The sequence below is a fragment of the Bradyrhizobium sp. T-12 genome (assembly GCF_058314695.1).
Genome location: NZ_CM177756.1, coordinates 6,065,188 through 6,088,530, shown reverse-complemented (window position 1 = coordinate 6,088,530; position 23,343 = coordinate 6,065,188). Strand labels below are relative to the sequence as shown.

24 protein-coding genes and 1 pseudogene are annotated in these 23,343 nt (G+C 65.1%); 21 read left to right on the top strand and 4 right to left on the bottom strand.

What is annotated here, in order from left to right:
- Positions 1–132: 132 nt before the first annotated feature.
- The 19 genes from fliF to AC0WRY_RS28925 all read left to right on the top strand — a co-directional run bounded on the left by fliF (position 133) and on the right by AC0WRY_RS28925 (position 17,041).
- Positions 133–1,758, top strand: coding sequence for a flagellar basal-body MS-ring/collar protein FliF (gene fliF / locus AC0WRY_RS29015; protein ID WP_491122084.1), 1,626 nt, complete (start codon positions 133–135; stop codon positions 1,756–1,758).
- Positions 1,755–2,447 (top strand): hypothetical protein, encoded by a 693-nt coding sequence (locus AC0WRY_RS29010; RefSeq protein WP_212067302.1) that lies wholly within the window; start codon positions 1,755–1,757, stop codon positions 2,445–2,447. Before fliF ends, AC0WRY_RS29010 begins: the two co-directional genes overlap by 4 nt.
- Positions 2,448–2,453: 6 nt before the next feature.
- On the top strand, positions 2,454–3,755 hold the full coding sequence (locus AC0WRY_RS29005) for a MotB family protein (protein ID WP_491122083.1): 1,302 nt from the start codon (positions 2,454–2,456) through the stop codon (positions 3,753–3,755).
- On the top strand, positions 3,752–4,930 hold the full coding sequence (locus AC0WRY_RS29000) for a chemotaxis protein (protein ID WP_491122082.1): 1,179 nt from the start codon (positions 3,752–3,754) through the stop codon (positions 4,928–4,930). The genes AC0WRY_RS29005 and AC0WRY_RS29000 overlap by 4 nt, the downstream gene beginning before the upstream one ends.
- Positions 4,927–6,270 (top strand): flagellar hook-length control protein FliK, encoded by a 1,344-nt coding sequence (fliK, locus tag AC0WRY_RS28995; protein ID WP_491122081.1) that lies wholly within the window; start codon positions 4,927–4,929, stop codon positions 6,268–6,270. The genes AC0WRY_RS29000 and fliK overlap by 4 nt, the downstream gene beginning before the upstream one ends.
- The gene (locus AC0WRY_RS28990) at positions 6,221–6,802 is read left to right on the top strand and encodes a transglycosylase SLT domain-containing protein (protein WP_491122080.1); all 582 of its coding nucleotides are present in this window, start codon (positions 6,221–6,223) and stop codon (positions 6,800–6,802) included. The genes fliK and AC0WRY_RS28990 overlap by 50 nt, the downstream gene beginning before the upstream one ends.
- Positions 6,803–6,922: 120 nt before the next feature.
- Positions 6,923–8,152 (top strand): flagellar hook protein FlgE, encoded by a 1,230-nt coding sequence (locus tag AC0WRY_RS28985; protein ID WP_491122079.1) that lies wholly within the window; start codon positions 6,923–6,925, stop codon positions 8,150–8,152.
- Between the two features lie 34 nt (positions 8,153–8,186).
- Positions 8,187–9,665, top strand: coding sequence for a flagellar hook-associated protein FlgK (gene flgK / locus AC0WRY_RS28980; protein WP_491122078.1), 1,479 nt, complete (start codon positions 8,187–8,189; stop codon positions 9,663–9,665).
- A gap of 3 nt (positions 9,666–9,668) precedes the next feature.
- A complete protein-coding gene (locus AC0WRY_RS28975; RefSeq protein WP_285807764.1) occupies positions 9,669–10,715 on the top strand; it encodes a flagellar hook-associated family protein in 1,047 nt (348 codons plus the stop codon).
- Positions 10,716–10,769: 54 nt separating this feature from the next.
- Positions 10,770–11,114: a flagellar biosynthesis regulator FlaF gene (gene flaF, locus AC0WRY_RS28970; protein WP_167767411.1), complete on the top strand. Its 345-nt coding sequence runs from the start codon at positions 10,770–10,772 to the stop codon at positions 11,112–11,114.
- Positions 11,114–11,524: a flagellar biosynthesis repressor FlbT gene (gene flbT / locus AC0WRY_RS28965; protein WP_194404164.1), complete on the top strand. Its 411-nt coding sequence runs from the start codon at positions 11,114–11,116 to the stop codon at positions 11,522–11,524. The genes flaF and flbT overlap by 1 nt, the downstream gene beginning before the upstream one ends.
- A 14-nt stretch (positions 11,525–11,538) precedes the next feature.
- Positions 11,539–11,958, top strand: a complete 420-nt coding sequence (flgD, locus tag AC0WRY_RS28960) for a flagellar hook assembly protein FlgD (protein ID WP_194404163.1) — start codon at positions 11,539–11,541, stop codon at positions 11,956–11,958.
- Entirely contained in the window at positions 11,955–12,221 is a 267-nt protein-coding gene (gene fliQ, locus AC0WRY_RS28955) for a flagellar biosynthesis protein FliQ (protein ID WP_027572776.1), read from the top strand. The genes flgD and fliQ overlap by 4 nt, the downstream gene beginning before the upstream one ends.
- Before the next feature lie 77 nt (positions 12,222–12,298).
- On the top strand, positions 12,299–14,380 hold the full coding sequence (flhA, locus tag AC0WRY_RS28950) for a flagellar biosynthesis protein FlhA (RefSeq protein WP_259216718.1): 2,082 nt from the start codon (positions 12,299–12,301) through the stop codon (positions 14,378–14,380).
- Positions 14,377–15,129, top strand: a complete 753-nt coding sequence (fliR, locus tag AC0WRY_RS28945) for a flagellar biosynthesis protein FliR (RefSeq protein WP_194404161.1) — start codon at positions 14,377–14,379, stop codon at positions 15,127–15,129. The genes flhA and fliR overlap by 4 nt, the downstream gene beginning before the upstream one ends.
- A 6-nt stretch (positions 15,130–15,135) precedes the next feature.
- Entirely contained in the window at positions 15,136–15,555 is a 420-nt protein-coding gene (locus AC0WRY_RS28940) for a hypothetical protein (RefSeq protein WP_491122077.1), read from the top strand.
- A complete protein-coding gene (locus tag AC0WRY_RS28935) occupies positions 15,552–16,031 on the top strand; it encodes a rod-binding protein (RefSeq protein WP_491122076.1) in 480 nt (159 codons plus the stop codon). Before AC0WRY_RS28940 ends, AC0WRY_RS28935 begins: the two co-directional genes overlap by 4 nt.
- A gap of 42 nt (positions 16,032–16,073) precedes the next feature.
- Positions 16,074–16,586: a flagellar biosynthesis protein FlgN gene (locus tag AC0WRY_RS28930; protein ID WP_491122075.1), complete on the top strand. Its 513-nt coding sequence runs from the start codon at positions 16,074–16,076 to the stop codon at positions 16,584–16,586.
- A complete protein-coding gene (locus AC0WRY_RS28925) occupies positions 16,583–17,041 on the top strand; it encodes a hypothetical protein (protein ID WP_211416106.1) in 459 nt (152 codons plus the stop codon). Before AC0WRY_RS28930 ends, AC0WRY_RS28925 begins: the two co-directional genes overlap by 4 nt.
- A gap of 274 nt (positions 17,042–17,315) precedes the next feature.
- Here the strand turns inward: AC0WRY_RS28925 and AC0WRY_RS28920 are convergent, their stop codons facing one another.
- A complete protein-coding gene (locus AC0WRY_RS28920; protein ID WP_211416107.1) occupies positions 17,316–18,089 on the bottom strand; it encodes a winged helix-turn-helix transcriptional regulator in 774 nt (257 codons plus the stop codon).
- 820 nt (positions 18,090–18,909) lie between these two features.
- Between AC0WRY_RS28920 and AC0WRY_RS28915 the strand changes: the two genes are divergently transcribed.
- The gene (locus AC0WRY_RS28915) at positions 18,910–19,860 is read left to right on the top strand and encodes a hypothetical protein (RefSeq protein WP_491122074.1); all 951 of its coding nucleotides are present in this window, start codon (positions 18,910–18,912) and stop codon (positions 19,858–19,860) included.
- Between the two features lie 14 nt (positions 19,861–19,874).
- On the opposite strand, the gene AC0WRY_RS28910 is transcribed toward AC0WRY_RS28915, so the two are convergent.
- A complete protein-coding gene (locus tag AC0WRY_RS28910; RefSeq protein WP_194404154.1) occupies positions 19,875–20,453 on the bottom strand; it encodes a MarR family winged helix-turn-helix transcriptional regulator in 579 nt (192 codons plus the stop codon).
- 691 nt (positions 20,454–21,144) lie between these two features.
- Between AC0WRY_RS28910 and AC0WRY_RS28905 the strand changes: the two genes are divergently transcribed.
- Complete coding sequence (locus AC0WRY_RS28905; protein WP_491122073.1) at positions 21,145–22,032, top strand: dienelactone hydrolase family protein; 888 nt, start codon at positions 21,145–21,147, stop codon at positions 22,030–22,032.
- Positions 22,033–22,098: 66 nt separating this feature from the next.
- Here the strand turns inward: AC0WRY_RS28905 and AC0WRY_RS28900 are convergent.
- Both AC0WRY_RS28900 and AC0WRY_RS28895 read right to left on the bottom strand, forming a co-directional pair.
- Positions 22,099–22,347, bottom strand: a pseudogene (locus AC0WRY_RS28900) (serine hydrolase domain-containing protein); the annotation flags it as partial.
- Positions 22,348–22,423: 76 nt separating this feature from the next.
- On the bottom strand, positions 22,424–23,272 hold the full coding sequence (locus AC0WRY_RS28895; protein WP_491122072.1) for an NAD-dependent epimerase/dehydratase family protein: 849 nt from the start codon (positions 23,270–23,272) through the stop codon (positions 22,424–22,426).
- Positions 23,273–23,343 lie beyond the last annotated feature (71 nt).

Genomic DNA, 23,343 nt, shown 5'->3' with positions numbered 1-23,343 from the left:
AAGCCGGCGTCTCCAGGTTTCTTGTAAAATTGCAACGCCGTGCCTGCGAACTGACACAATGCCGTCCTCGCGCAACCTTCAGACAAGGTTGGCAGCGGAGTGTCCTCACCGTTCGCATTGGTACGAGGTCATATGCTCAGTCGTGCGCAGATACAGCAACTGCTCAATAATCTGCTGGAGCTTGGGCCGCGACGCCTGATGGCCTTGGGATTGATCGGCTTTGCCGTTCTCGTCACCGTCGTCGGCGGCGCCTATTATCTCAGCCGTCCCGAGTTTGAAACGCTCTATACCGGCCTCACCCGCGAGGACGTGACGCGCATGGGCGCGGCGCTGCGCGAGCAGAACATCACGTTCGACGTCAATACGGCCGGCGACGCGCTCTCGGTGCGCCCGAGCCAGACCATGCAGGCGCGGATGCTGCTGGCCGAGAAGGGGCTGCCGACCAGCGCCAATTCCGGCTACGAGCTGTTCGACAAGATCGGCTCGCTCGGCCTCACCTCGTTCATGCAGGAGGTCACCAAGCTCCGGGCGCTGGAAGGCGAGATCGCGCGCACGGTGCAGCTGATGAAGGGCGTCAAGGCGGCGCGGGTGCATATCGTGATGCCGGTCCGCGGTTCGTTCCGCGCGACGCAGCAGCCGCCTTCGGCCTCGGTCGTGCTGCGCACCGACGGCGCGATCGAGGCGCGCACGGCGCAGTCGATCCGTCATCTCGTCGCCGCCGCGATTCCCGGCATGAGCCGCGACAAGGTGACGGTGCTGGATGCCGACGGCTCGATGCTGCTCGCCGAGGAGGACGAGGCGAGCGCCGCCCCGACCAAAATGGCGAGCCTGCAGAAGACGGTCGGCGGCATGGTGCAGGAGAACATCCGCAAGGCGCTGACGCCGTATCTCGGCCTCGACAATTTCGAGGTCAGCGTCGCCCCGCAGCTCTCCACCGACAAGAAGCAGATCAACGAGACCGTCTACGATCCCGAGAGTCGCGCCGAGCGTTCGGTGCGCAACGTGCGCGAGAAGGAATCGTCGCAGAACGCCGACCGTTCGACCCCGACGACGGTGCAGCAGAACCTTCCCGATCAGCAGGTGAACGCCGGCGGCGGCAAGAACTCCAGCGAGGACAAGACCCGCCGCGAGGACGTCACCAATTTCGAAGTCTCGTCCAAGACCACGACGACGGTGAGCGACGGCTACGCCGTGAAGAAGCTGTTCATCGCCGTCCTTGTCAACCGCGCGCGGCTGGTCGCCGATCTCGGCGACAAGACCAACCAGGCCATCGTCGACAGCAAGCTCGCCGAGATCAGCCAGCTCGCGGCGACGGCTGGCGGACTGGACAAGACGCGCGGCGACCAGATCCAGGTGACGGCCGTCGACTTCATCGAGGGCTCGCGCGAACTGGCGCCGGTGCCTCCGATCAGCTTCGTCGAGATGATCAACAAGCAGCTTGGCAGCGTCATCAACGCGGTGACGATCCTGGCCGTTGCGTCGATGCTGGTCTGGTTCGGATTGCGGCCGGCGGTCAACGGCATCCTGACCCATCGCGCCGAGCAGGAGCAGGTGGAGGCGGCCGAGGCCGCCGAGTTCGAAGCGTCTGCCGCCCTCGCGCTGGCCGAAAGTCAGGACTCCGAGCTCAACCTTGTCGAGGACCTCGAAGGCAAGATGCAGCGTACGCCGCAGAAGCGGCTGGAGCAGATCGTTCGGCTCGATCAGGCGCAGGCGGCAGCGATCCTTAAAGACTGGATGCGACGCGAGGAGGCGGCATGAACGCGGCAATCGGAAAGTTCCTGACGCAGTTCGACGCGAACGGCCGGGCCAAGTCACCACCGGCTCCGCCGCCCAGGGTCCAGGACCTGCTGACCCGGCCGAAGGAGGTGGTGCGCGAACCTCAGCCGCAACTTCAGGCTCAGCCGCAGCCGTTGCCACACTCGCCGCCTCCGGCGCCGAAGGCCGAGGCTCCCCCTACCAATCTGCTGGACGACGCCTACCGCCGCGGTCTTGCGGCCGGGGTTGCGGAAGGCGACGCCAAGCTCGCCGAAGAGCGCGTCCGCAGCGCGATCCGGCTCGGCGAGGAGCGCGCCAAATGGTCCGACCAGCAGGCGGTCGCCATCGTCGGCGGCTTCGAGGCGGCCTGCCGGGAGATCGAGACCAACATCGCGAGCTCCGTCGCGCGGATCTTGCTGCCGTTCCTCGCCGACGCGGTCCGCGACAAGGCGATCGGATCGTTGGTCGAGCAGATTGCGGCGCTGACCGGCAACTCGTCGGCGCCGGCGTTCAAGGTCACCGGTCCGAGCGAACTGCTCGACCTCGTGAAGACGCAGCTCGAAACGTCCAGGCGGATCGGTATCGAGTACGAGACGGCGGAGGCGCTCGAGGTTCGTGTCGTTGCGGACCAGACCGTGATCGAGACGCAGATCTCGGCCTGGAGCGAACGCCTTAAGGAAGCGCGCCGGTAATCCGCCATGGAAGAGGTCAAGCATGAGCTCGTGATCGTCCGCCGGCGCAGCGCCTTCGCCGAGGAGGCGCATCATGGCGGCGTCTGGAAGATCGCCTACGCGGACTTCATGACCGCGATGATGGCCTTCTTCCTGGTCATGTGGCTGCTCAACGCGCTCAACCAGGACCAGAAGCAGGTGGTCGCGAGCTATTTCAACCCGATCCAGCTCGCGGAAAATGCCCCCGCGCCGAAGGGCCTGAAGAATCTCTCCAAGAAGGAGCCGACGTCGTTCGAAGGCCAGGACGGCAAGCGTCAGCCGGCCGGCTCGAACGAAGAACGTCGCGGTGACTCGCCGACGATCGAGAAGCCGGCCTCCTTTGAAGAGAAGGTCCTGTTCCGTGATCCCTATGCGACGCTCGCGGAGATCGCGAACAGCGCGAACCAGTCCTCGGGACAGCGGCGCGTCGGTGCGCTGACGTCCGCCGAAGAGGAAGGCCTCAAGGGCGGCGACGCCTACCGTGACCCTTTTGACCCCGGTTATTGGAAGCTGGCGCCGCAAGCGTCCAAGGACGCCGATCGCATGATCGAGAGCGAGCCCAGGCCACATGCGGCGCGCGACGCCGTGCCCGCGACCAATCAGGGCGAGCAAGCACGTCGTGCCAAGACCGACGATGCCGGCGGAAGCGTTGCGCCGAGCGCGGATGCGCCATCCGCAAACCTGTCGCCCCTGCTGCCGCCGGGGCCCGCGCCGGCGCAATCGCCCCGCGAAGGGAGCGCCCAAACCACTGTTCAAGCCAACGCGCAGGCGCGTCAGAGCGATGCGACGAAGGAATCCGAACCGCGCGATGTGGCCCAGACTCAGCAGCCGACCATCAAGCAGTTGCAGTCCGCGATCGCGGACGCGCTGTCGGACGTCAAGGCGGGCGCAGGACCGGCGGCCGAGGTGCGTCAGGTCGAGGAGGGTCTCCTGATCAGCCTGACCGACGATGCAAGCTTCGGCATGTTCGCGGTCGGCTCGGCCGAGCCGCGGCCCGAATTGATCCGCGTGATCGACAAGATCGGGCCGCTGCTGACGAAACGCCAGGGCGTGATCATCGTCCGCGGCCATACCGACAATCGGCCGTATCGTTCGGACACTTACGACAATTGGCAGCTGTCGACTGCGCGCGCCCAGATGGCCTATTACATGCTGGTTCGCTCCGGCGTCGACGCGCAGCGGATCGAGCATGTCGAAGGCTACGCCGATCGGCGGCCGAAGCTTCCGAACGATCCGGCGGCCGCGCAGAACCGCCGGATCGAGATCCTGCTCCGAGAGAAGCGCCCTTGATCAGGCCGTTGCTCTGCGCCGCTCTGCTGCTCCTGCCGTTCACGGCGGCGAACGTGCGGGCCCAGTCCGCGCGCCAGCCGGGCGAGCCCTATGAGCTCGTCCGCGCATTGCAGGCGGTGCAGGACGGCATCGCCAACGGCGACACAGCCGCGCATGGCAGCCACATCGCGCTGATCCGGCAGGTCGGTGAGAAATTTCTCGCCGCCGATCCTGCCGTGTGGAGCAATCCGCAGAACAGCCAGGCTGTCGTCATCTACCTGCTCAGCGGCGGCGCACCGCAAATCGTCCGCAAGCTGCCGCGCGACAAGATGAGCGTGGACGAGCGGCTGTTCAACGGCGCGCTCGCCTATGTCGAGGGGCGTCAGGAGGAAGCGCGGGAGCTGCTCAAGGACGTCAAGCCGCGGACGCTGTCCTCGGGCCTCGGCGGACAGGTCGCGCTGGTGCAGGGCGCGTTGTTCGCGCGTTCCGAAGCATCGCTCGCGATCGAGCGGCTGGACGACGCGCGCCTGCTGCTGCCCGGAACGCTGGTGGAGGAGGCGGCGCTGCGGCGCGAGATCCTGCTGGTCGGGCAGGCGGAGGACTTCGACAAGTTCGAGTTCCTGACGCTGGCCTATCTGCGCCACTACCGCAACTCGATCTATGCCGGCGATTTCTGGCAGCGCTTCTCCAGTGGCCTGACGCAATCGAGCCTGGCGCTCGACGAGCGCCGCTTCGCGCGGATCGCCGCCATGCTGGAGCAGATTGATCGCGCGAGCCGCCTCAAGCTCTATCTCGTGATAGCGCGCGCCGCGATGGTGCGCGGGCAGCTCGGCGTGACGCGGCTTGCCGGCGAGCGGGCGCTGACGCTCAGCGCCGACGCCTCCGCGGAGCGCGAGCGGGCGCATTTCTTCCGCGGCGCCGCGCGAGCGCTCACCGACGAGTATGACGGCGGTCTCGCCGAGCTGAAGGCACTCGACCGGGCGAAGCTGCCCGAGCGCGACGTTCCGCTTCTGAACGCCACGCTGCAGCTCGCGCTCGACATGCGCAAGCCGTTCCCCAGCGGATCCGTTACTGCCGCCGACAAGCCTCCGGCAACGCCGGCGCGTCTCGATCTGGCGTCGTCGACCGTGATGCTTGCGCGCGCGAAGAAGCAGCTGGGCGAACTCGAACTCCTCACCAGGGACCGCCGTCCATGACCAAGCTCAATGGAACATCCGGACAGCTCTTTTCGGGCCTCGCCGAGAGCCTCAACATCCGGGGGTCGTCACGCGGGGGAAAGAGCGCGGGGGCCAAGTCCCAGGCAGGCGCCTCGTTCAACGATCTGCTCCATACCGTCTCGAACCTTGCCAAGCAGGCCCTGAAAGACGACGGCAGCGATACGACCGCGAAGGCCGCAACGCTGCGCCCGCATCTGGCGCATCCGACCGAGAAGGAAAAGAAGAACGCCTCGGTGCACGAGCTCACGGTGGCGTCGGAGCGACCAGAGCCCACGGAGGAAGCTTCCGACGAGAAGGTCAACAGGCTAGCGGAGAAACACCGTCCGATCGATCATGCCGCCAAGGCGGATGTTCTGGACCCATCGGGCATGGCCGTGGTGGTTGGGCAGGAGATCGCTGCCGCGCCTGCCGGGAAGCCGCAGATGCAATCGCAGGCCGCGGAGAAGGACGCGCCGGCGCGCGAGGAGCGTTCCTCCACGACGAAGCGTGAGGTTCAGGGCGCGGGGAAGGCGGCGACAGCCGATACCGCCCCGTCCAATGTCACTCCGGCCGCCGCGCGCGCGCAGGCCGCGGCATCGCAAGCGGCGGCCGCGCCGCAATCCTTGCCTGCACAGGCCAGTGAGCCGTCAGGCGCGATGCCTGCGACGCCGGGATTCGAGGCGGTCTCGGCCAATGTCGAGCGCGCCGCCAAGGCCGCGGGGCGTGATGCATTGCCCGAGACGACCAAGGTCACCGTGGTTCAGCAGGAGACCCATCTGCCGCCCGCGCAGTTCAATGCCCCGCAGCAGGTCGCCAATGCGGTCGTCACTGAGCTGAAGGACTCCGCCGGCCCGACGGTGCCCGCGGCGCTTGATCTCGCGGCGTCCCAGACCAATGCGCCGGATCAGCCGCTCAAGATCCTGACGATCAATCTCGAGCCGCCGGCGCTCGGCAACGTCACCATGCGCCTTCGCCTCGTCGGCACCGAAGTGTCCATCCATCTTGCGGCCGAGCGCAAGGACACCAGCCAGATGCTCGACCAGCAGCGCGACCAGATCCGCGATCTCATGCAGTCGGCGGGCTACGTCGCCGATGTCGCACCGGTCCAGCACGGCTCGCTGGACGGATTCCAGAGCGGCTCCGGCCAGTCGCAGCCGCAGCTCCCCAGCCAGCAACAGCCCTCGTCGCAGTCGCAAGGCACGTTCGACGGCGGCGGCACGTCGTCGGGGCAGTCCGACGGCGGCGCGAGACAGGCCCGGCAGGAGCGCCAGTCCAATCAGGAGACGCGTCATGATCAGGAATTGGGCCAGCCGAATCGTCGCGGCCCTGTTTATCTGTAACGTCGGTGCTGCGGCGGCGGCGACCGACAACGCGCGCCCCTGCGAGCGCGAGATGGCGCGCGCGGCCCAGCAGCACGGGATTCCGCTCGGCATTCTCTATGCGGTCGGCCTCACCGAGACCGGACGGCGCGGCGCGCTCCATCCCTACGCGCTCGGCGCCGACGGCCAGACGGTGTTCGCCAAGGACATGAACGATGCGATGGCGAATTTCGAGGCGATGCGGGGCAAGGGGATCAAGTTGATCGACCTCGGCTGCATGCAGATCAACCACTATTATCACGGCGAAAAGTTCGCTTCGGTGCGGGCGATGTTCGACCCCGCCAGAAACGTCGATTATGCCGCGCGTTTCCTCAAGGAGCTGAAGCAGCGCGAGGGCAGCTGGACCATGGCGGTCGCGCGCTACAATGCCGGCCCAAACAATCAGCCGGCGCAGAAGCGCTACGTCTGTCACATCGTCGCTCATCTCGTCTCGAGCGGCTTCGGCGCCTGGACCGACAAGGCGCGCTCGTTCTGTCAGCCGAAAGCAACCTGATGTGAGGGCCTGAAGCAACAGGCGTCGGCACGACGACAAGTTGTGCATCGTTCCCAATCATCAGCCCCGCGCAAGCAAGAACCCGCATTGTAGCTGCAACCTACCAAAGGAGCCCCCTTCATGAGCCTGTATGGTGTTATGCGCACCGGCGTTTCCGGAATGAACGCGCAGTCCAACAAGCTGTCGACGGTCTCGGACAACATCGCCAACGTCAACACGACCGGCTACAAGCGGGCTTCCACCGAATTCTCCTCGCTGATCCTGAAGAGCGGCTCCGGCAATTACGATTCGGGCGCGGTCGAGACCTCGGTCCGCTATGCCATCTCCGACGCCGGCAACTATCACTTCACGACCTCGACGACGGATCTCGCGGTCCAGGGCAACGGCTTCTTCGTCGTGCAGGATGCGAACGGAAACAACTTTCTCACCCGCGCCGGCGCGTTCGTGCCCGACAACACCGGGAATCTTGTCAACACCGCCGGCTTCCAGCTGATGGGCTACAACATCGCGAACGGTGCCGTCCCTAACGTCGCCGCCAACGGCTTCGGCGGTCTCCAGGTCATCAACGTCAACCAGATGGCGCTGCAGGCTGCGCCGTCGACCAAGGCGACCGTGGCCGCCAATCTCGATCCGAGCGCAACCGCGATCGCAGCGCCGGCAGGGCCCGCCAATTACACGTCGAAGACGTCGATGGTGACCTACGACAACATCGGCAACGCCGTGACGCTCGACGTCTACGCCGCCAAGACCGGCGCCAACACCTGGGACATCCAGGTCTACAACGGCGCGACGGCACTGACGACAGCCGGCCCCGCGACCACGTTCACCTTCGACGTCACCGCCACTGGTAAAGGCAAGCTGGCCGCGGCGAGCCCGACGGCGCTCTCGGTCGCCATCCCCGGTGGTTCCGCGGCCTTCAATATCGACCTGTCGGCGATGACCCAGGTCGCCGCCGCCTTCGACTTCAAGGCGACGGTCGACGGCAACGCCCCGTCCTCGGTTGAGAAGGTCGACATCGACGACAAGGGCATCGTCACCGCCGTGCTCAAGAACGGCACCACGCTGCCGAGCTTCCAGATCGCGCTCGCCACCGTGCCGAGCCCGGACCATCTGACGCCCGAGGTCGGCAACGTCTATTCGCCGAACCTGGAGTCCGGAAACGTGCAGGTCGGCCTCGCCGGCCAGGGCGGTCTCGGCACCGTCAAATCCGGTGCGCTGGAAGATTCAAACGTCGATCTCGCGGACGAGCTGACCTCGATGATCGAGGCCCAGCGCGGCTTCACCGCGAACTCGAAATCGTTCCAGACCGGCGCCGACCTGCTGGACGTCGTCGTCAACCTGAAGCGCTGAACTCTTCAGCGCTCGTTTCGGGCAAGGGCACGTCATGTCCATTACCGCCGCTCTCAACTCCGCCCGCTCCTCGCTCATGGCGTCGGGCATCCAGTCGGCGACGATCTCGCGCAACATCGCCGGGGCCAGCGCCCCCGGCTATTCGCGCAAGCTCACCATGCTGGACAATCTGCCCGGCACCGGTGTCTATGTCGCGGCGATCCAGCGCGCGGCGTCTTCGGGCCTCTATTCCAACGTCCTCACCGCGACGTCATCGTCCGCCAAGCAGAGCGTGATCTATGACGGCCTGCAGAAGATCGCGGCCGCGACGGTGGACGATCCCGAGCTCGAACAGTCGCCGACCGCCCAGCTCAACAAGCTGAAACAGGCGCTGCAGCAATACGCCAACTCGACCGACAATGCGACCCTGGCGCAGTCCGCCGTGACCTCGGCCAAGGACATGGTGACCGCGCTCAACCAGGCCACCAAGACGGTGCAGTCGGTTCGCGAGGGGGCGGACGTCGACATGGCGACGTCCGTCGCCAACATCAACCAGCTGCTGACCCAGTTCCAGACGGTCAACACCGCGATCGTGAAGGGCACGATCACCGGCGACGACGTCACCGACTATCTCGACCAGCGCGACAGCATCGTCTCGAAGCTGTCGCAGGAGGTCGGCGTCACCATGTCGCTCCGTCCCAATGGCGACGCGGCGCTCTACACCGACAGTGGCGTCGTGCTGTTCGACAAGTCGGCGCGCACCGTGAGCTTTGCGCCGACCAACGCCTACACGGCGGGCACCACCGGCAACGCCGTCTTCATCGACGGTGTCCCCGTGACCGGTGCCAATTCCGTCATGCCGCTCAAGTCCGGCAAGCTCGCCGGCCTGGCCCAGCTGCGCGACCAGGACACGGTCACGTATCAGAGCCAGCTCGACGAAATCGCGCGCGGCCTGATCGACACCTTCAAGGAAAGCGATCAATCGGCCGTTCCGACGCTGGCGGACAGGCCCGGCCTCTTCACCTATCCCGGCGCGCCCGCGATGCCTGCGAGCGCCACGATCTCGGTCGGTCTCGCCGGCTTGATCTCGGTGGCTGCGTCGGTCGACCCGGCCGCGGGCGGCAATCCCAACCTTCTGCGCGACGGCGCGATCAGCGGCAATCCCGCCTTCAACTACAACACGACCGGCAACGCCGGCTTCTCGACCCGCCTGCATCAGCTCATCGACAACATGAACGCGTCGCAGCCGTTCGACGCCACGGCCCAGGGCAAGCCGAGCGGCAGCGTGATCGAGTTCGCGTCGTCATCGGCGAGCTGGATCGAAAGCCATCGCAAGACCGCTGACGACAACGTCAAGTACCAGAACACGCTGCTCGACCGCAGCACCGCGGCGCTGTCCAACGTCGCCGGTGTCAACATGGACGACGAGATGTCGTTGATGCTCCAGGTCGAGCGCACCTATTCGGCGTCGTCGAAGATCATTTCGACCGTCGACGAGATGTTGCAGAGCCTGCTGGCGGCCGTGGGGAACTAAGTCATGATGAGCGCGAACTACATCTCGACCCTGATGCTGTCGTCGTCGTTGAGGTCGTCGATCACGAACAACCAGAGCGCGCTGACCAAGGCCTCGAAGGAAGCGACTACCGGCCGTTTTGCCGATGTCGGCCTCGAGCTCGGCACGGGAACGGGCCGCGACGTGGCGCTGCGGGCCGATTTCAACTTCGCCGATCAGCTGGTCGACACCAACGAGCTGGTGACGGGGCGGCTCGATGTGACCCAGAACCGGATCACGCAGCTCGGCAAGACAGCGTCGGACTTCCTCAAGAATTTGATCGCGGCCCGCGACGCCGACAGCGGTGCCAAGATCATCCTGCCGAGCGCGTCCGCGAACCTTCAGGACCTCATTGGCGCGCTCAACGTCTCCTACAACGGGTCGTACCTGTTCGGCGGCATCAACACGCAGACCGTGCCGGTCACGAGCTACACGGCCGGCTCGGCCAGCAAGAACCAGGTCGACGCGGACTTCCTGGCGACGTTCGGCTTCTCGCAGTCCGCGCCGGGCGTGAGCACGATCACGCCGGCGCAGATGCAGAATTTCCTCGACAACGTCCTCGATCCCGAGTTTGCAAGCCCGGCCTGGAACACCAATTGGTCGGCGGCCACGGACCAGACGCTGTCGAGCCGCATCTCCACGACCGAGGTCGTCGACAGCTCGGTCAGCGCAAACCAGCCCGGCTTCCGCAAGCTGGCCGAGGCCTACACCATGCTCACCGACCTCGGCAACACCAGCCTGAGCAAGGACACGTTCCAGGTCGTCGTCGACAAGGCCATCAGTCTCGTCAGCGGCGCGATCAATGATCTCGCCGTGCTCGGCGGCACCGTCGGGTCGATCCAGCAGCGGGTCACCGGTGCATCCGAGAAGCTGAAGATCCAGAAGGACATCCTCAACAACCAGATCGTCCAGATGGAGGCTGTCGATCCGACCGAGGCTTCGGTCCGGGTCAATACCTTGCAGACCCAGATCAAGACGGCGCTCGCGCTAACCTCGCAGCTCCAGCAGATCAGCCTCATCAACTATCTCTGAGTTGGGCTCGCGACCTTTGTCCTGTTTTTCGATCTCCTGCGCAGAGTGGTTCTGATGACGTTTGAAGCCTATGAAGCGGTCGTCGACGAGAGTGGCTTTGAAGCGCGCGGCCGCGAGCGGCAGGCGCTCAGCCTCGGCATCGACCGGCTCGAACGACTCCAGAAGGGGCGCTTCAGCCTCGAGGATCTGGTCGAGAGCCTGCTCTACGTCCGGCGCTTGTGGACGATCTTCATCGAGGACCTCTCGCACCCGGAAAACGGGCTGCCGGACAAGCTGCGCGCCGACATCATCTCGATCGGCCTCTGGGTGGTCAAGGAAGCCGATCGCCTGCGCGAGGAGCGATCGAACGACGTGATGCAGCTCATCGAAATCAACCGCCTGATCCGAGACGCCCTTTGATGAAAGTCTCCTTGCGGGCGGGCGAACGCATCTACATCAACGGCGCGGTGCTGCGCGTGGACCGCAAGGTCTCCGTCGAGCTCGTCAACGACGTGATGTTCCTGCTGGAGGGGCAGGTCATGCAGGCCTCCGACGCCACCACGGCGTTGCGGCAGCTCTATTTCATCGTCCAGCTCATGCTGATGAACCCGACCGACATCCGTGATGCCGCGGCGCTCTATGCGCAGCATCATGCGGCCCTGCGTGCCGTGTGCGAGAGCCGCGAGATGCTGGAGGGGCTTGGTGCGGTCGACGAGCTGGTCGAGGCGACCCGTTACTTCGAAGCGCTCAAGCGGATCCGGGCCCTGTTCCCGGTCGAGCAGGCCATCCTGGCCGGCGCCGTACCCATTTCCCCCGTCGAAGCTGCCTGACAGCGGAGAGACACATGAACGTCACAGGCGTGACCGACACGACCGGCAAGTCCAATGCGACCGACCAGACCACGACGACGTCCAGCAATAGCGTCGACTACAATACGTTTCTTCAGCTCCTCATTGCCGAGATGAAGAACCAGGATCCGACCAATCCGATGGATACCTCGCAATATATGAGCCAGTTCGCCCAGCTCTCGACGGTCGAGCAGGCGATGCAGACCAATTCGAAGCTGGACGCGCTGCTGTCGTCGCAGTCGTTGTCGCAGGCCAACGGCCTGATCGGGAAGACCGTCAGCTTCACGGACTCGACCGGCGCCAGCTTCAGCGGCAAGGTCGTTTCGGTCGCCATCAACAGTGACGGCTCCATCGCGACCCTCCAGGACGGCACCAAGGTCGCGGTCGGGCCCGGCCTCACGATCAGCCAGTCATGAACGAACGCGACGCTCTCGACATCGTCCAGGCGGCGATCTGGACCATCATCGTCGCCTCCGGGCCAGCGGTCGGCGCCGCGATGCTGGTCGGCACCGTGATCGCGCTGATCCAGGCCCTGACCCAGATCCAGGAGGTGACGCTGACCTTCGTTCCGAAGATCATCGTCATCCTCTTGGTCGTCGCCGTCTCCGGCTCCTTCATCGGCGCGCATCTCTCGACCTTCACCGAGATGGTCTATTCGCGGATCGAGCACGGCTTCTGATCCGCGAGGCGTCTGCCACCACCCTCGCGTAAGCTTTGCACGGCAGATTGCGAACCGGACTCCTCTGCCGGTGACCCATGGCCGATACGTTAGCTGCTAGCCTGCCGACCCCACGAAGATTGGGGGCCGACGCCTTTTTTGCCGGCGGCATCGTGGCCATGCTCACGATTCTGTTCCTGCCGATCCCACCGATCCTGATCGACCTTGGCCTGGCGTTCTCGATCGCGCTGTCGGCGCTGATCCTGATGGTCGCGTTGTGGATCCAGCGACCGCTCGATTTCTCCGCCTTCCCGACCGTGCTGCTGATCGCGACGATCCTGCGCCTCGCACTGAACGTCGCGACCACCCGCCTGATCCTGTCGCGCGGCGGCGAGGGCGAGCAGGCCGCCGGCCACGTCGTCGCCGGCTTCTCCAAGTTCGTGATGGGCGGCGATTTCGTTATCGGCCTGATCATCTTCGCCATCCTGGTCACGGTGAACTTCGTCGTGATCACCAAGGGCGCGACGCGTATCGCCGAAGTCGGCGCGCGTTTCACCCTCGATGCCATCCCCGGCAAGCAGATGGCGATCGACGCCGATCTGTCGGCGGGCCTGATCGACGACAAGGAAGCCCAGCGCCGGCGCCGCGAGCTCGAGGAGGAAAGCGCGTTCTTCGGTGCCATGGACGGCGCCTCGAAATTCGTCCGCGGCGACGCCATCGCCGGTCTGATCATCACGGCGATCAACATTTTCGGCGGCATCATCATCGGCGTCACCCATCACGGGCTGACCCTGTCGCGTGCCGCCGACGTCTATACCAAACTCTCCGTCGGCGACGGTCTGGTGTCGCAGATGCCGGCACTGATCGTGTCGCTGTCCGCGGGCCTGCTGGTCTCCAAGGGCGGCACCAGGGGGTCGGCGGAGCAGGCCGTGCTGCGGCAGCTCAGCGGCTACCCGCGCGCGGTATCGGCCGCCGCGCTGATGATGTTCGTGCTCGCGTTGATGCCGGGGCTGCCGTTGGCGCCTTTCGTTGCGCTGGGCGGCGTCATGGCCTTCGTCGGCTACTCGCTGCCGAGGCGGCAGGCGGCGCAGGAGCGCAAGGAGGCAGCCCTCAAGGCCGACGAGCGCGCCCAGGCCGAGGCCAAGGAGTCCGTCAAGGAACAGCTCAAGACCGCCGAAATCGAACTGGCGCTCGGCGGCCACCTTTCGGTCCATCTCCTGGGCTCGCGCACCGAGCTTGCGCATCGCGTGGCCAAGATCCGCAAGAAGTTCGCCAAGCAGTACGGCTTCGTCATCCCCGAGATCAAGCTCACCGACAATCTCTCGATCGATCCCAAGAGCTACCAGATCCGGATCCACGACACGCGCGTCGCCCACGGCGAGCTCAGGCTCGGCGAGGTGCTCGTGCTGGTCGACAAGGACGGCAAGCCCGACGTGCCCGGCGAGGAGGTGATCGAGCCTGCTTTCGGCATGAAGGCACTCTGGGTCACGGAAGCCTTCACCGACGAGGTCAAGCGGCAGGGCTGCAAGCCGGTCGACAACCTGTCGGTGCTGCTCACGCATTTGAGCGAAGTGCTCAGGGCGAACCTCGCCCAGCTCCTGTCCTACAAGGACATGCGCGCGCTGCTCGACCGGCTCGATCCCGAGTACAAGCGCCTGGTTGAGGATCTCTGCCCCTCGCAAATCTCCTATTCGGGCCTGCTGGCGATCCTGAAGATCCTGCTGGCCGAGCGGGTCTCCATTCGCAACCTCCACCTCATCCTGGAGGCGATCGCCGAGATCGCGCCCCATGTGCGGCGCTCCGAGCAGGTCGCCGAGCATGTGCGCACGCGGCTGGCCCAGCAGATCTGCGGCGACCTCTCCGACAATGGCGTGCTCAACGTCGTCCGTCTCGGCAACCGCTGGGATCTCGCGTTCCACCAGAGCCTGAAGCGCGACGCCAAGGGCGACGTCATCGAGTTCGACGCCGATCCGCGCCTGATCGAGCAATTCGCGACCGAAGCCAGCGCCGCGATCCGCAAGTTCACCGAGAACGGTACCAGCGTGGTGCTGGCAGTGACGCCCGAAGCGCGCCCCTATGTCCGGATGATCCTGGAACGGGTGTTCCCGACGTTGCCGATCCTGTCGCATGTCGAGGTCGCGCGCAGCGCGGAGATCAGGGCACTCGGAGCCATCTCGTGATCTCAGGCCTGGCCGACAGCGTGCTGGTGACGTTCATCGTATTCTGCCGCATCGGCGCCTGCCTGATGCTGGTGCCCGGCTATTCCAGCGTCAACGTTCCGGCCCAGGTTCGCCTGTTCGTCGCGCTGGTCACGACGTTCGCGCTGGCGCCGATCCTGATCGCGGTCCTGAAGCCCCTCACGGACAACGCGGCGCCGCTGACGCTGGCGCTCCTGATCAGTTCGGAGCTCCTGGTCGGCAGCGTCATCGGGCTCGGCGGGCGGGTATTCTTCCTCGCGCTGCAGACCATGGCGACCGTGATGGCGAGCGCGATCGGCCTCAGCAACATCCCGGGCACGCCGGTTGCCGACAGCGATCCGGCGCCGGCGCTGGTGCCGCTGATCATGGTGTCCGTCACCACGCTGTTCTTCATGACAGACCAGCATTGGCAGGTCCTGCGCGGGCTGATGAACTCCTACGATGTCTGGCATCCCGGCGACCGGCTCGGCGGCGGCATGCCGCTCGACCAGCTGGTCGGACGCTTGTCCGAAGCGTTCGTGCTGACGCTGCGGATCACCAGCCCCTTCATCGTCTATTCGGTGATCGTCAACCTGGCGGTCGGCCTGATTAACAAGCTGACGCCGGCCATTCCGGTCTATTTCATCTCCGTGCCCTTCGTGCTGTTCGGCGGCTTCCTGCTGCTCTACCTCACCAGTGACGAGCTGCTGACGCAATTCATGCTCGGCGTTTCGTCCTGGTTGGCGGAGTGAGCAGTGATGGCCTCGCGCGCGGACAAGCTCGGCCGGATGGTCTCGCTCGTGAAGCTGCAGCTCCGGCTGTCCGAATGGCAGCTTGCGCAGTTGCGACAGCAGGAGCGAGGCCTGCAGGACGAGCAGGAATGGCTGGTGGGCGCCTTGAACGACGGCAAGCCGCCGGCGGGCTCGTCGAGCGAATCGATCGCGCGGCGCCTGAACAGGACGAGCGTCGGTGCGCGCGCGGTTCAGGCGCAGGCCGCACAGCAGCTCGACCAGGTTCGCGCCGAGAACCGCCGCGTGAAGCAGCTCGAGGAAGTCGCGAAGGCGGCGCTGGCCGACAAGCTCCGCGGCGCCGAGAAACGGGATCTCGAGGAGATGACGGGACTTAGCCCTGCCGTGCGCGCCTGGACGCCACGGCCAGCCAACCGGAACAAGACATGATCGTGACAGCGACACCCGACCTCGTCCTCGACGTCCTCGAGGCCGCCGATCCCGTGACGCAGCGCGCCGCGACCGCGAAGCTCGATGCGCTGAAATCTTCCGATGCCGATTTCGCCGCGACGATGGACGCGGAGGCCGGCAAGGCCGCGGCAGTGGCCGCCGATCAACCCGCGGCGAAGGTGGCCGCGGCGCAGTCGGACGCGGTGAACGGCGCGCCGGTTCGGGTGATCAAGGCGCCGGCATCCGGCGAGGTCTACCGGAAGTTCGAAGCTTTCATCCTCCAGACCTTCGTCGAGACGATGCTGCCGAAGGAATCGGAGGAGGTCTTCGGCAAGGGCACGGCCGGCGGCGTCTGGAAGTCGATGCTGGCGGAGCAGCTCGGCAACCAGCTGGCAAAGGGTAAGGGCATCGGCATCGCCGAGCGGCTCGCTGCCGCGCATCCGCCGGCACCGGACAATGCGGGCAAGGCGGGATGATGATCCGCGAATGGGTGACAGAAGTTGAGGGGTGAAGTTTCCATGCAGGTACAAGACAGCGCGGCGGCCATGGTGATCGAGCAGCCGGTCGCGGACATCGAGATGGTCACGACGGAAGCCGCAGCAGGCAATGCGCTGCTGCCCGTGTTGCTGCCGGTCGTGAGCAGCGAGCCCGCGGTCGACGGCGCCGATGTTGCGAGATCGGACGAAGTGCGCGGCCTCTTGGCTGCGATCCGCCGGCTCGAGAGCATCGTCGAGGAAGAGACGGTCGCGCTCACCACGGGGCAGAAGATCGATTTCGACGATTTCAGCGCGCGCAAGAGCCGCAGCATGCTCGAATTCGTCCGCCTGATGCGGGCGCGGATGCATCTCGGCGGCGAAGTCGAGGTCACCGAGGAGATTCAGCGGCTACGCGAAAAACTCGAGCGCAATCGGTCGGTCCTCGAAATGCACTATGACGCGGTGCGCGAGGTCGCCGGCATCATCGTCAAGGCGATCAAGGAGGCCGAGTCGGACGGCACCTATACCGGTCGCGCAGCGCAGGACGGAAAATGATCAGACTGGTGCTGGCCGGGCTCTGGGTATGCATCCTCACAGCGGGCACGAGCTATGCCGTGGCCTATTGGAAGGAAAACGGCAGCCTTCTGCCGGCCAAGGACGAATATCTCGACGGGCTGCAATACCAGAAGACGCGGGCCCTGAGCGTGCCCATGGTCGAGAACGGCAATGTGCAGGGCTATATCGTCGCGCGCTTCGTCTACACCATGGAGGCGCGGACCATGCACCAGCTCAACGTCCCGCCGGAGCCGTTCGTCGTCGACGAGGCCTTCCGCAGGATCTATGCCGACGACCGTCTCGACTTCAGGAAGCTCGCCCGTTACGACCTCTCCATCCTGACGACGGCCATCAAGCAGCGCGTCAACGAGCGGATGCAGGCTGATATCGTCCAGGACGTCCTTGTCGAGGATTTCAACTACGTCTCCAGGGAAGAATTCCAGCAGAAGCCGTAGCGCGCGCCGACTTGAAGCCGGGTTGAGAGCATTTCCGTGCGGCCATCCTTCGAGACGCCCGCCGTTGGCGGGCCCTCAGGATGAGGGCCGGGTGCGTGGGGCGAGTTTCAACGAGCACTGCTGCTAGCCTCATCCTGGGGAGACCGCCAAGCGGTCGTCTTGAAGGACGAGGCGCGCTCGACTGCTTGCCGCCTCTACCCCCCAAACGTGCAACGGCCTCCGCGAAGCTGCTTCGCGGAGGCCGTTGTCGGTTCTACAGCAGGCTTCTGCCGGATCAGTTGCCGGCCGGATACGCGGCCGGGACGGCATGCGCGCGGTTCAGGAGGATGCCGACCTCGTCGTCGAGCTCCTGCATCGGCTCGTCCAGGGTTTCGCCGGCGGGGATGTCGAGGCGGTATCCGACGTAGCGCCGGGCCACGATCGCGTCGAAGCCGAGACGGTCGCGGAGCTTCTTGCGCAGCTTGCTGACGTGACTCTCGATCACGCTCTCGTCGAACGTGGACTCGAAGATGCCGTAGACCGCGTTGAAGATCTGCGTCTTGGTGATCCACTTGCCGTGGTTGCTGACCATATATTCGAGAATGCGCAGCTCGCGGCGGGGCAGGGTGAGGGCGTGGCCCGCGATCTCGGGGTCACGGCCGTTGAAGAAGACCTGGATCCTTGTCTCGCAGGGCCTTGGCAGTTCGCCCACCCGGCGGCGCGCGATCGCGGCCGTTCGAGCGAGGATTTCGCGGAGATGGACCGGCACGTGCACGACATCGTCGACGCCCGATTCGAACAGCTCGAGCGTGTTCTTGAGCATCTTCTGGCCGCTCACGGCGATGATGGGAGCCGAGGAACGCTTGCGCATCGCCCGCGGCAGGCTTCCGCGGGCATCGCAATCCCCGAGGAGGAAGGCGTCGACCGCTGCCAGGTCCGATTCACTCGCGGATTGCAGCCAGTCCCAGAATTCCCCGGAGGAGAATCCGATCGACGATACGCCTTCGCGAACGAGCCCTCCGACGTAGCTGTTCGCGACGCTCTCGCGATCATCAACGATAATATACATCAGTCTTTCGCCCCTGTTTCGCACTTGTTGCGGCCGGCTGGTTGTTGTGATGCTCCGGCTCGGCAACGATGCTGTTTGACGACATTCCTTCCCGCGAACCGTTGTTATGGTTTCGATATTCGCGGGCAGCCCTACGCATTCAGTGCCTGCGTCTCGCAGGCCTGGTACTTCCACTCGATACTGAACGCTTACTGCGTGAGGCCCGGCGGGTGTCGTACGGATCACCTCGCGGGGCAGATTGAGAAACGACCTAGAACAGTTGCGCCAAGTTGCTCATCGCGTCCGAACACACCTGAAACTTGTGTCGATCTCCTCGCCACTGGCGAGAATCACTTGACTAGGACCGTAGCGATTGCCGATTTCCGATCAAGCGTGCGCCACAAAGTGTTTGCTACGTGTGCTTGATGCTGTTGGTTTGTTTCGGGTTGTTTCTTGATGTATTCAATCGCATCAGTTGCTTTGGAAACCAAACTAATTCTGCACCGCGATGGGCCTATGGTTCCGCATCCCCGTACAACTACAGCTGTTTTGAGTGATGCGGGCGCTCACGCATAGGAGGGGGTTTTCAACCCGCGATTGACGCGCTCGCGCGGTCTTCCACATGCGACAATTCGACTCATACGCGGTGCCGCGACTCCAGCTTGGCGAAAACTTGGCGAGTGTGTGTCTTTCGAGTCGCACTCTCGCCACGCGAACGACGCGTTTAAGCCACGGCGCGTCGCATCGCGCGTGTTGAGAATCTTTCGATGCGCACGTTTCGGACAAGCTTCGGCAAATAACGTCACCGTTCGACAGATCGAACCGCACGGAGCATTCTCACATGTTGTCCGATGGACAAGCTCGTCCCAACGCGACCGCTGATGTTTCCGCGACGGCAAAGCCGGCTCCCGCGCCGCGCGATATGAAGGATGATACGGCGCGAGCGACCAAGCCTGCTGCGGCTGCAAAGTGTGCGTCGGCCGCGGCGAGCGACGAAGCTCTCGCGAAGGAGGCGCTCGAAGGGCTCAAGCGTATTCGCGCTAAAGCGCGTCTCGACAAGATGGCGATCCCCAAGCCTGCGCCGACCGTGATCAAGCCGGCGGTGATCGTGGCCAAGCCGCCGCCGCCCCGTCCGACATGGGTTGCGCCGCTCGCGACATTGGCGGTCGCCGCCATACTCGTGGTCTGCGCCTGCACCGGCGTGATCGCCTATCTCACCACGCAGCCGGCGCAGAACAACGTTGCGGCCAATACGGAGATCAGGATCCTGCGCGAGACCGTCGCACAGCTGCGCAAGCAGGTGTCTGGCGTGTCGGAAAATCTCGACGGCCTGCGCACCGCGGTCGATCAGTCGAGCAAGGCGACCAACGACCGGTTCGGCCGGTTTGCCGAGAATCTGGATCGCATCGAACGGGTGAGTTCGTCCTCGACGGTCAAGCTCGACAGGCTGGCTCAGGCGCAGGTTCAGGCCCCCGCTCCGGCAACGGTGCAATCGCAGCCGCCGTCACAGCAAGGGCCGATGATGGCCGCGGTCGCAGCGCCGGAGTTCACGGGCTCGGTGTCGCCGCCCGAGCGCGCATCAGTGCCGCGGAAGGTGATCAAGGGCTGGTCGGTCCGCCAGGCCTATGAGGGCATCGCCATCCTGCAGAGTCCGAACGGCGTCATCGAAGCCGTGCTGGGCCAGCAGGTGCCCGGCCTCGGCCGCATCGAGGAGATCAGGAGCGAGAACGGGCGTCTGGTGGTGGAGACGAGCGGGGGCGTCGTCTATTCGTCACGCAAGGCGACGCCCTGAGCGAACGCCGCGTTCTACTGGCGGTGATGCTCGAAGCTGGTGCATAGCAGGTCCACCTCCGCCTCCGCGATCGGCGAGCGAAACAGGCGGCAGCTGAATTCGGCCGGCGCCTTGCTGTCCGTGGTCATGCGCTCTTCCCGGAGGAAGATGCACCGCTTGCAAACGTCGGTGTGGTGCCGCTGTTCGGCCGCGTCCGACTGATCCAGCACGTGCCGGAACGTGTCGCGGAAGCGCATCTTGACCTCGTCGTCGAGCCCGGCAATCGCCTCGATGAGGACGTTGACGGGGTCGCGCACCAGGAACTTCTTGCCCTGCTGTGTCACGCTCAGCATCACCGAGCGCTTGTCGGTGGCCGAGCGCTTTCGCTCGATATAACCGAGCCGTTCGAGCTCTCCGATGATGAACGAGGCGGTGCCGCGCGTGGTGCCGACGTAACTTGCGAGCGCCGAAGGCGTCCGGGAGAAACGGTTGGCGCGGGAGAGGAATCGCAGCGCCATCCATTCGCGGTCGCGCAAGCCGTGCCGGGTGCCTTCGAACCACAGGATTCGTGCGGCCTGCTCCAGCAGTTCAATCGATTCGCGAGCCAAATTCATTTCAATTCCAGGTCGGATAAAGCTTTAATCAACTGAGCCTTGATTCAATTGAGCCTTGGGGTGCAATCTGAGCAGACGAGAATGAAGTGCCACCTGGGCCCTTCGTCCGTTGCCGGACGGCGGACCGCGCATGGGGAAGAAGCGGTTGGAACTTCCGACGTGGAACTAGGGCGTCACAAAGAAAGTTCGAGTAAATCGCACCGCTCGAGTCCTCTGAAAATTTCAATCAAATGACGGCGTCTCGCACGTGCTCCGGCGGTCATGCGCGATGTGTGAGCAACATGATGTGTCATTGCAGCCGTTGCGGTGTCCTTTTGTTGCGGGTCGGCGCGTCGAATGCGCGAACATGCGCATCGCCTGCGGCGCCCGGCGGTGTGATCGGCCAGGAGAGAACCGACTTTTTCGGTTAATGGATGTTGCGACGCAGCGCAGCTAGACGGTTAAGTCGGCATACGAGCGATCCAGGCCATGTCAGCGCGTCGCTGGAGGTCGGGCAAGCCGCGCGGGCCAGCATCACGCGTCAGCCAACATGCGCAAGCACTGCGACCTCATCGCCTGCAGCGTCATCGCCATTCAGGGGCCGGCCTGAAAGGGCGCGTGCTCGCAGGCTGGTGACTTGCGTTTCGCCGGCAATTACTGGCGAATGCGTCGCCCCCGGGGGCATCAGCATAGGCAGCAGAGGGATAGACCGATGAGCTTCGAAACTACCATGACGTCCGACGTCGTCGGGCTGACGAAAGTCGCCCCGGTCTCGCGCCGCGGATTCATGAGCGCCACCGCGGCCGTGGCGGCCGGCTACACGCTGGCGGCCGGGCCCGTGCGCGCCGAGGTGGTCGCGACCGACACTAATGGCCTCCAGGCCGGCGATGCCAAGGTCAAGGTCGGCTCCGAAGAGATGCCCGTCTATTTCGCCCGCCCTGCCGGCAACACCAAGGCCCCGGTGGTCATCGTGGCGATGGAGATCTTCGGCCTGCACGAATACATCAAGGACGTGACGCGGCGCCTCGCCAAGCTCGGCGCCTTCGCCATTGCGCCGGATTACTACTTCCGCAAGGGTATCGACCTCACCAAGGTCACCGACATCAAGGACCTCTTGCCGATCGTCAATGCCAAGCCCGACGCCGAACTGCTGTCGGACCTCGATGCAGTGGTGGCATGGGCGGGCTCGCAGGGCGGTGATGCCGCCAAGCTCGGCATCATCGGCTTCTGCCGCGGCGGCCGCACGGTCTGGGAATATGCCGCCCACAGCAGCAGCCTCAAGGCCGGCGTTGCCTTCTACGGGAGTTTGGTCGACCCCGCCAATCCGCTGTGGCCGAAGAGCCCGATACAGCTTGCACCCGAGATGAAGGCCCCGGTGCTCGGCCTCTACGGCGGTGCCGACACCGGTATTCCCGTCGCGCAAGTCGAGCAGATGAAGGCGGCGCTGGCCGAGAACAAGAAGACGGCCGAATTCAAGGTCTACCCCGAAGCGCCGCACGGCTTCCATGCCGACTACCGCGGCAGCTACCGCAAGGACGCCGCGGACGATGCCTGGAAGCAGGCGGAGGCCTGGTTCAAGAAGTACGGCGTATTGAGCTGACGCCGGGTATAAAGGGGCGGCCGGTCAGCCGCCCTTTCTCTTTCGATACGCGCCGATTTCACTTCGTCATCGCGCATAGACGAGGTCCTGGACCTGCTCGCGATAATATTTGCGCAGCTCGCCTGGTGCAGTCGTTCCGACCACGACGACGAGACGCTCCTTGGGATCGCTGAAGAACTGCGTCCCGTAGGCGCCGTTCCAGGTGAACTCGCCGGGATTGCCGGGGACCGATGACAACCCCTCGCTGGTGCGGACCGCGACGGACAGGCCAAAGCCAAAGCCGGCGCGATGCGGCTCGACATTGGCCACGTTGTTCTATCACGTCCGCATCAAGGCGAAGTCAACCGCGCGCCGGACATGACTGGGACGCGGCCGGGGGAGGCCGAGACCCTTATCGTCCTTCGCCCGCGCGCCACAGCGCGTCGAGGCCGTGACGATAGGTCGGGTGGAGCAGCGTGACGCCCAGCTCGCGCTTCAATTTCGCGTTGGAGACGCGGGCGCTGCTGGCATAGAAGCTGCGCGCCATCGCCGACATCGCGGCGGTCGCGAACGGCTCTTCCGGCGGCGGCGCAACGCCCTTCAGCTCCGCCGCGTAGGCGATCACGTCCTGCGGCGGCGTCGGCTCGTCGTCGCAGACGTTCCAGGTGCCGCCGCTGCCGTGGCGAATGGCGGCGATGATCGCACTTGCGATGTCGTCGACATGGATGCGGTTGAAGACCTGGCCGGGCTTGATAATGCGCCGCGCCGTGCCCGCGCGCAGCGTCGCCAGCGCGTTGCGGCCAGGGCCGTAGATGCCGGCCAGCCGCAGGATCGCGGCATCGCCGTGCGCAATGTCCGTCCAGGCCTGTTCGGCGGCAACCCGCATGCGCGCGCGGTCGAGCGATGACTGCGCCGGCGTGCTCTCGTCGACCCAGCCGCCGTCGTGATCGCCGTAGACGCCGATGGTGGAGAGATAGACGATCTTGCCGCGGCGCGCCGCCAACACGTCGCCGAACGCTGCGATGGCGGGATCGCCGGCGCTGCCCGGCGGGACCGATACCAGAAGCACATCGGCATCGCGGACTTGCTGGACCGTCTCGCGCGCGGGGGGCTCGCCGGAAAAGGCGTGGACTTCGATGCCGGCGAGGTCGTCTCGCTTTGCCGGATCGCGCACGGTGCCCGCGATGTGCGAGAAGCTGCCGCCGTGTTGGCGGACGAAGTGCCGGACGCTGTAGCCGAGGCCAAGGATGAAGAGCCGCATGCGTCTCCCTGAAAGCTCGAAGTTCCCGCGCGAGCTGCGCGTCCCTCGCTCATAAGAGATTTTTGGGTCCG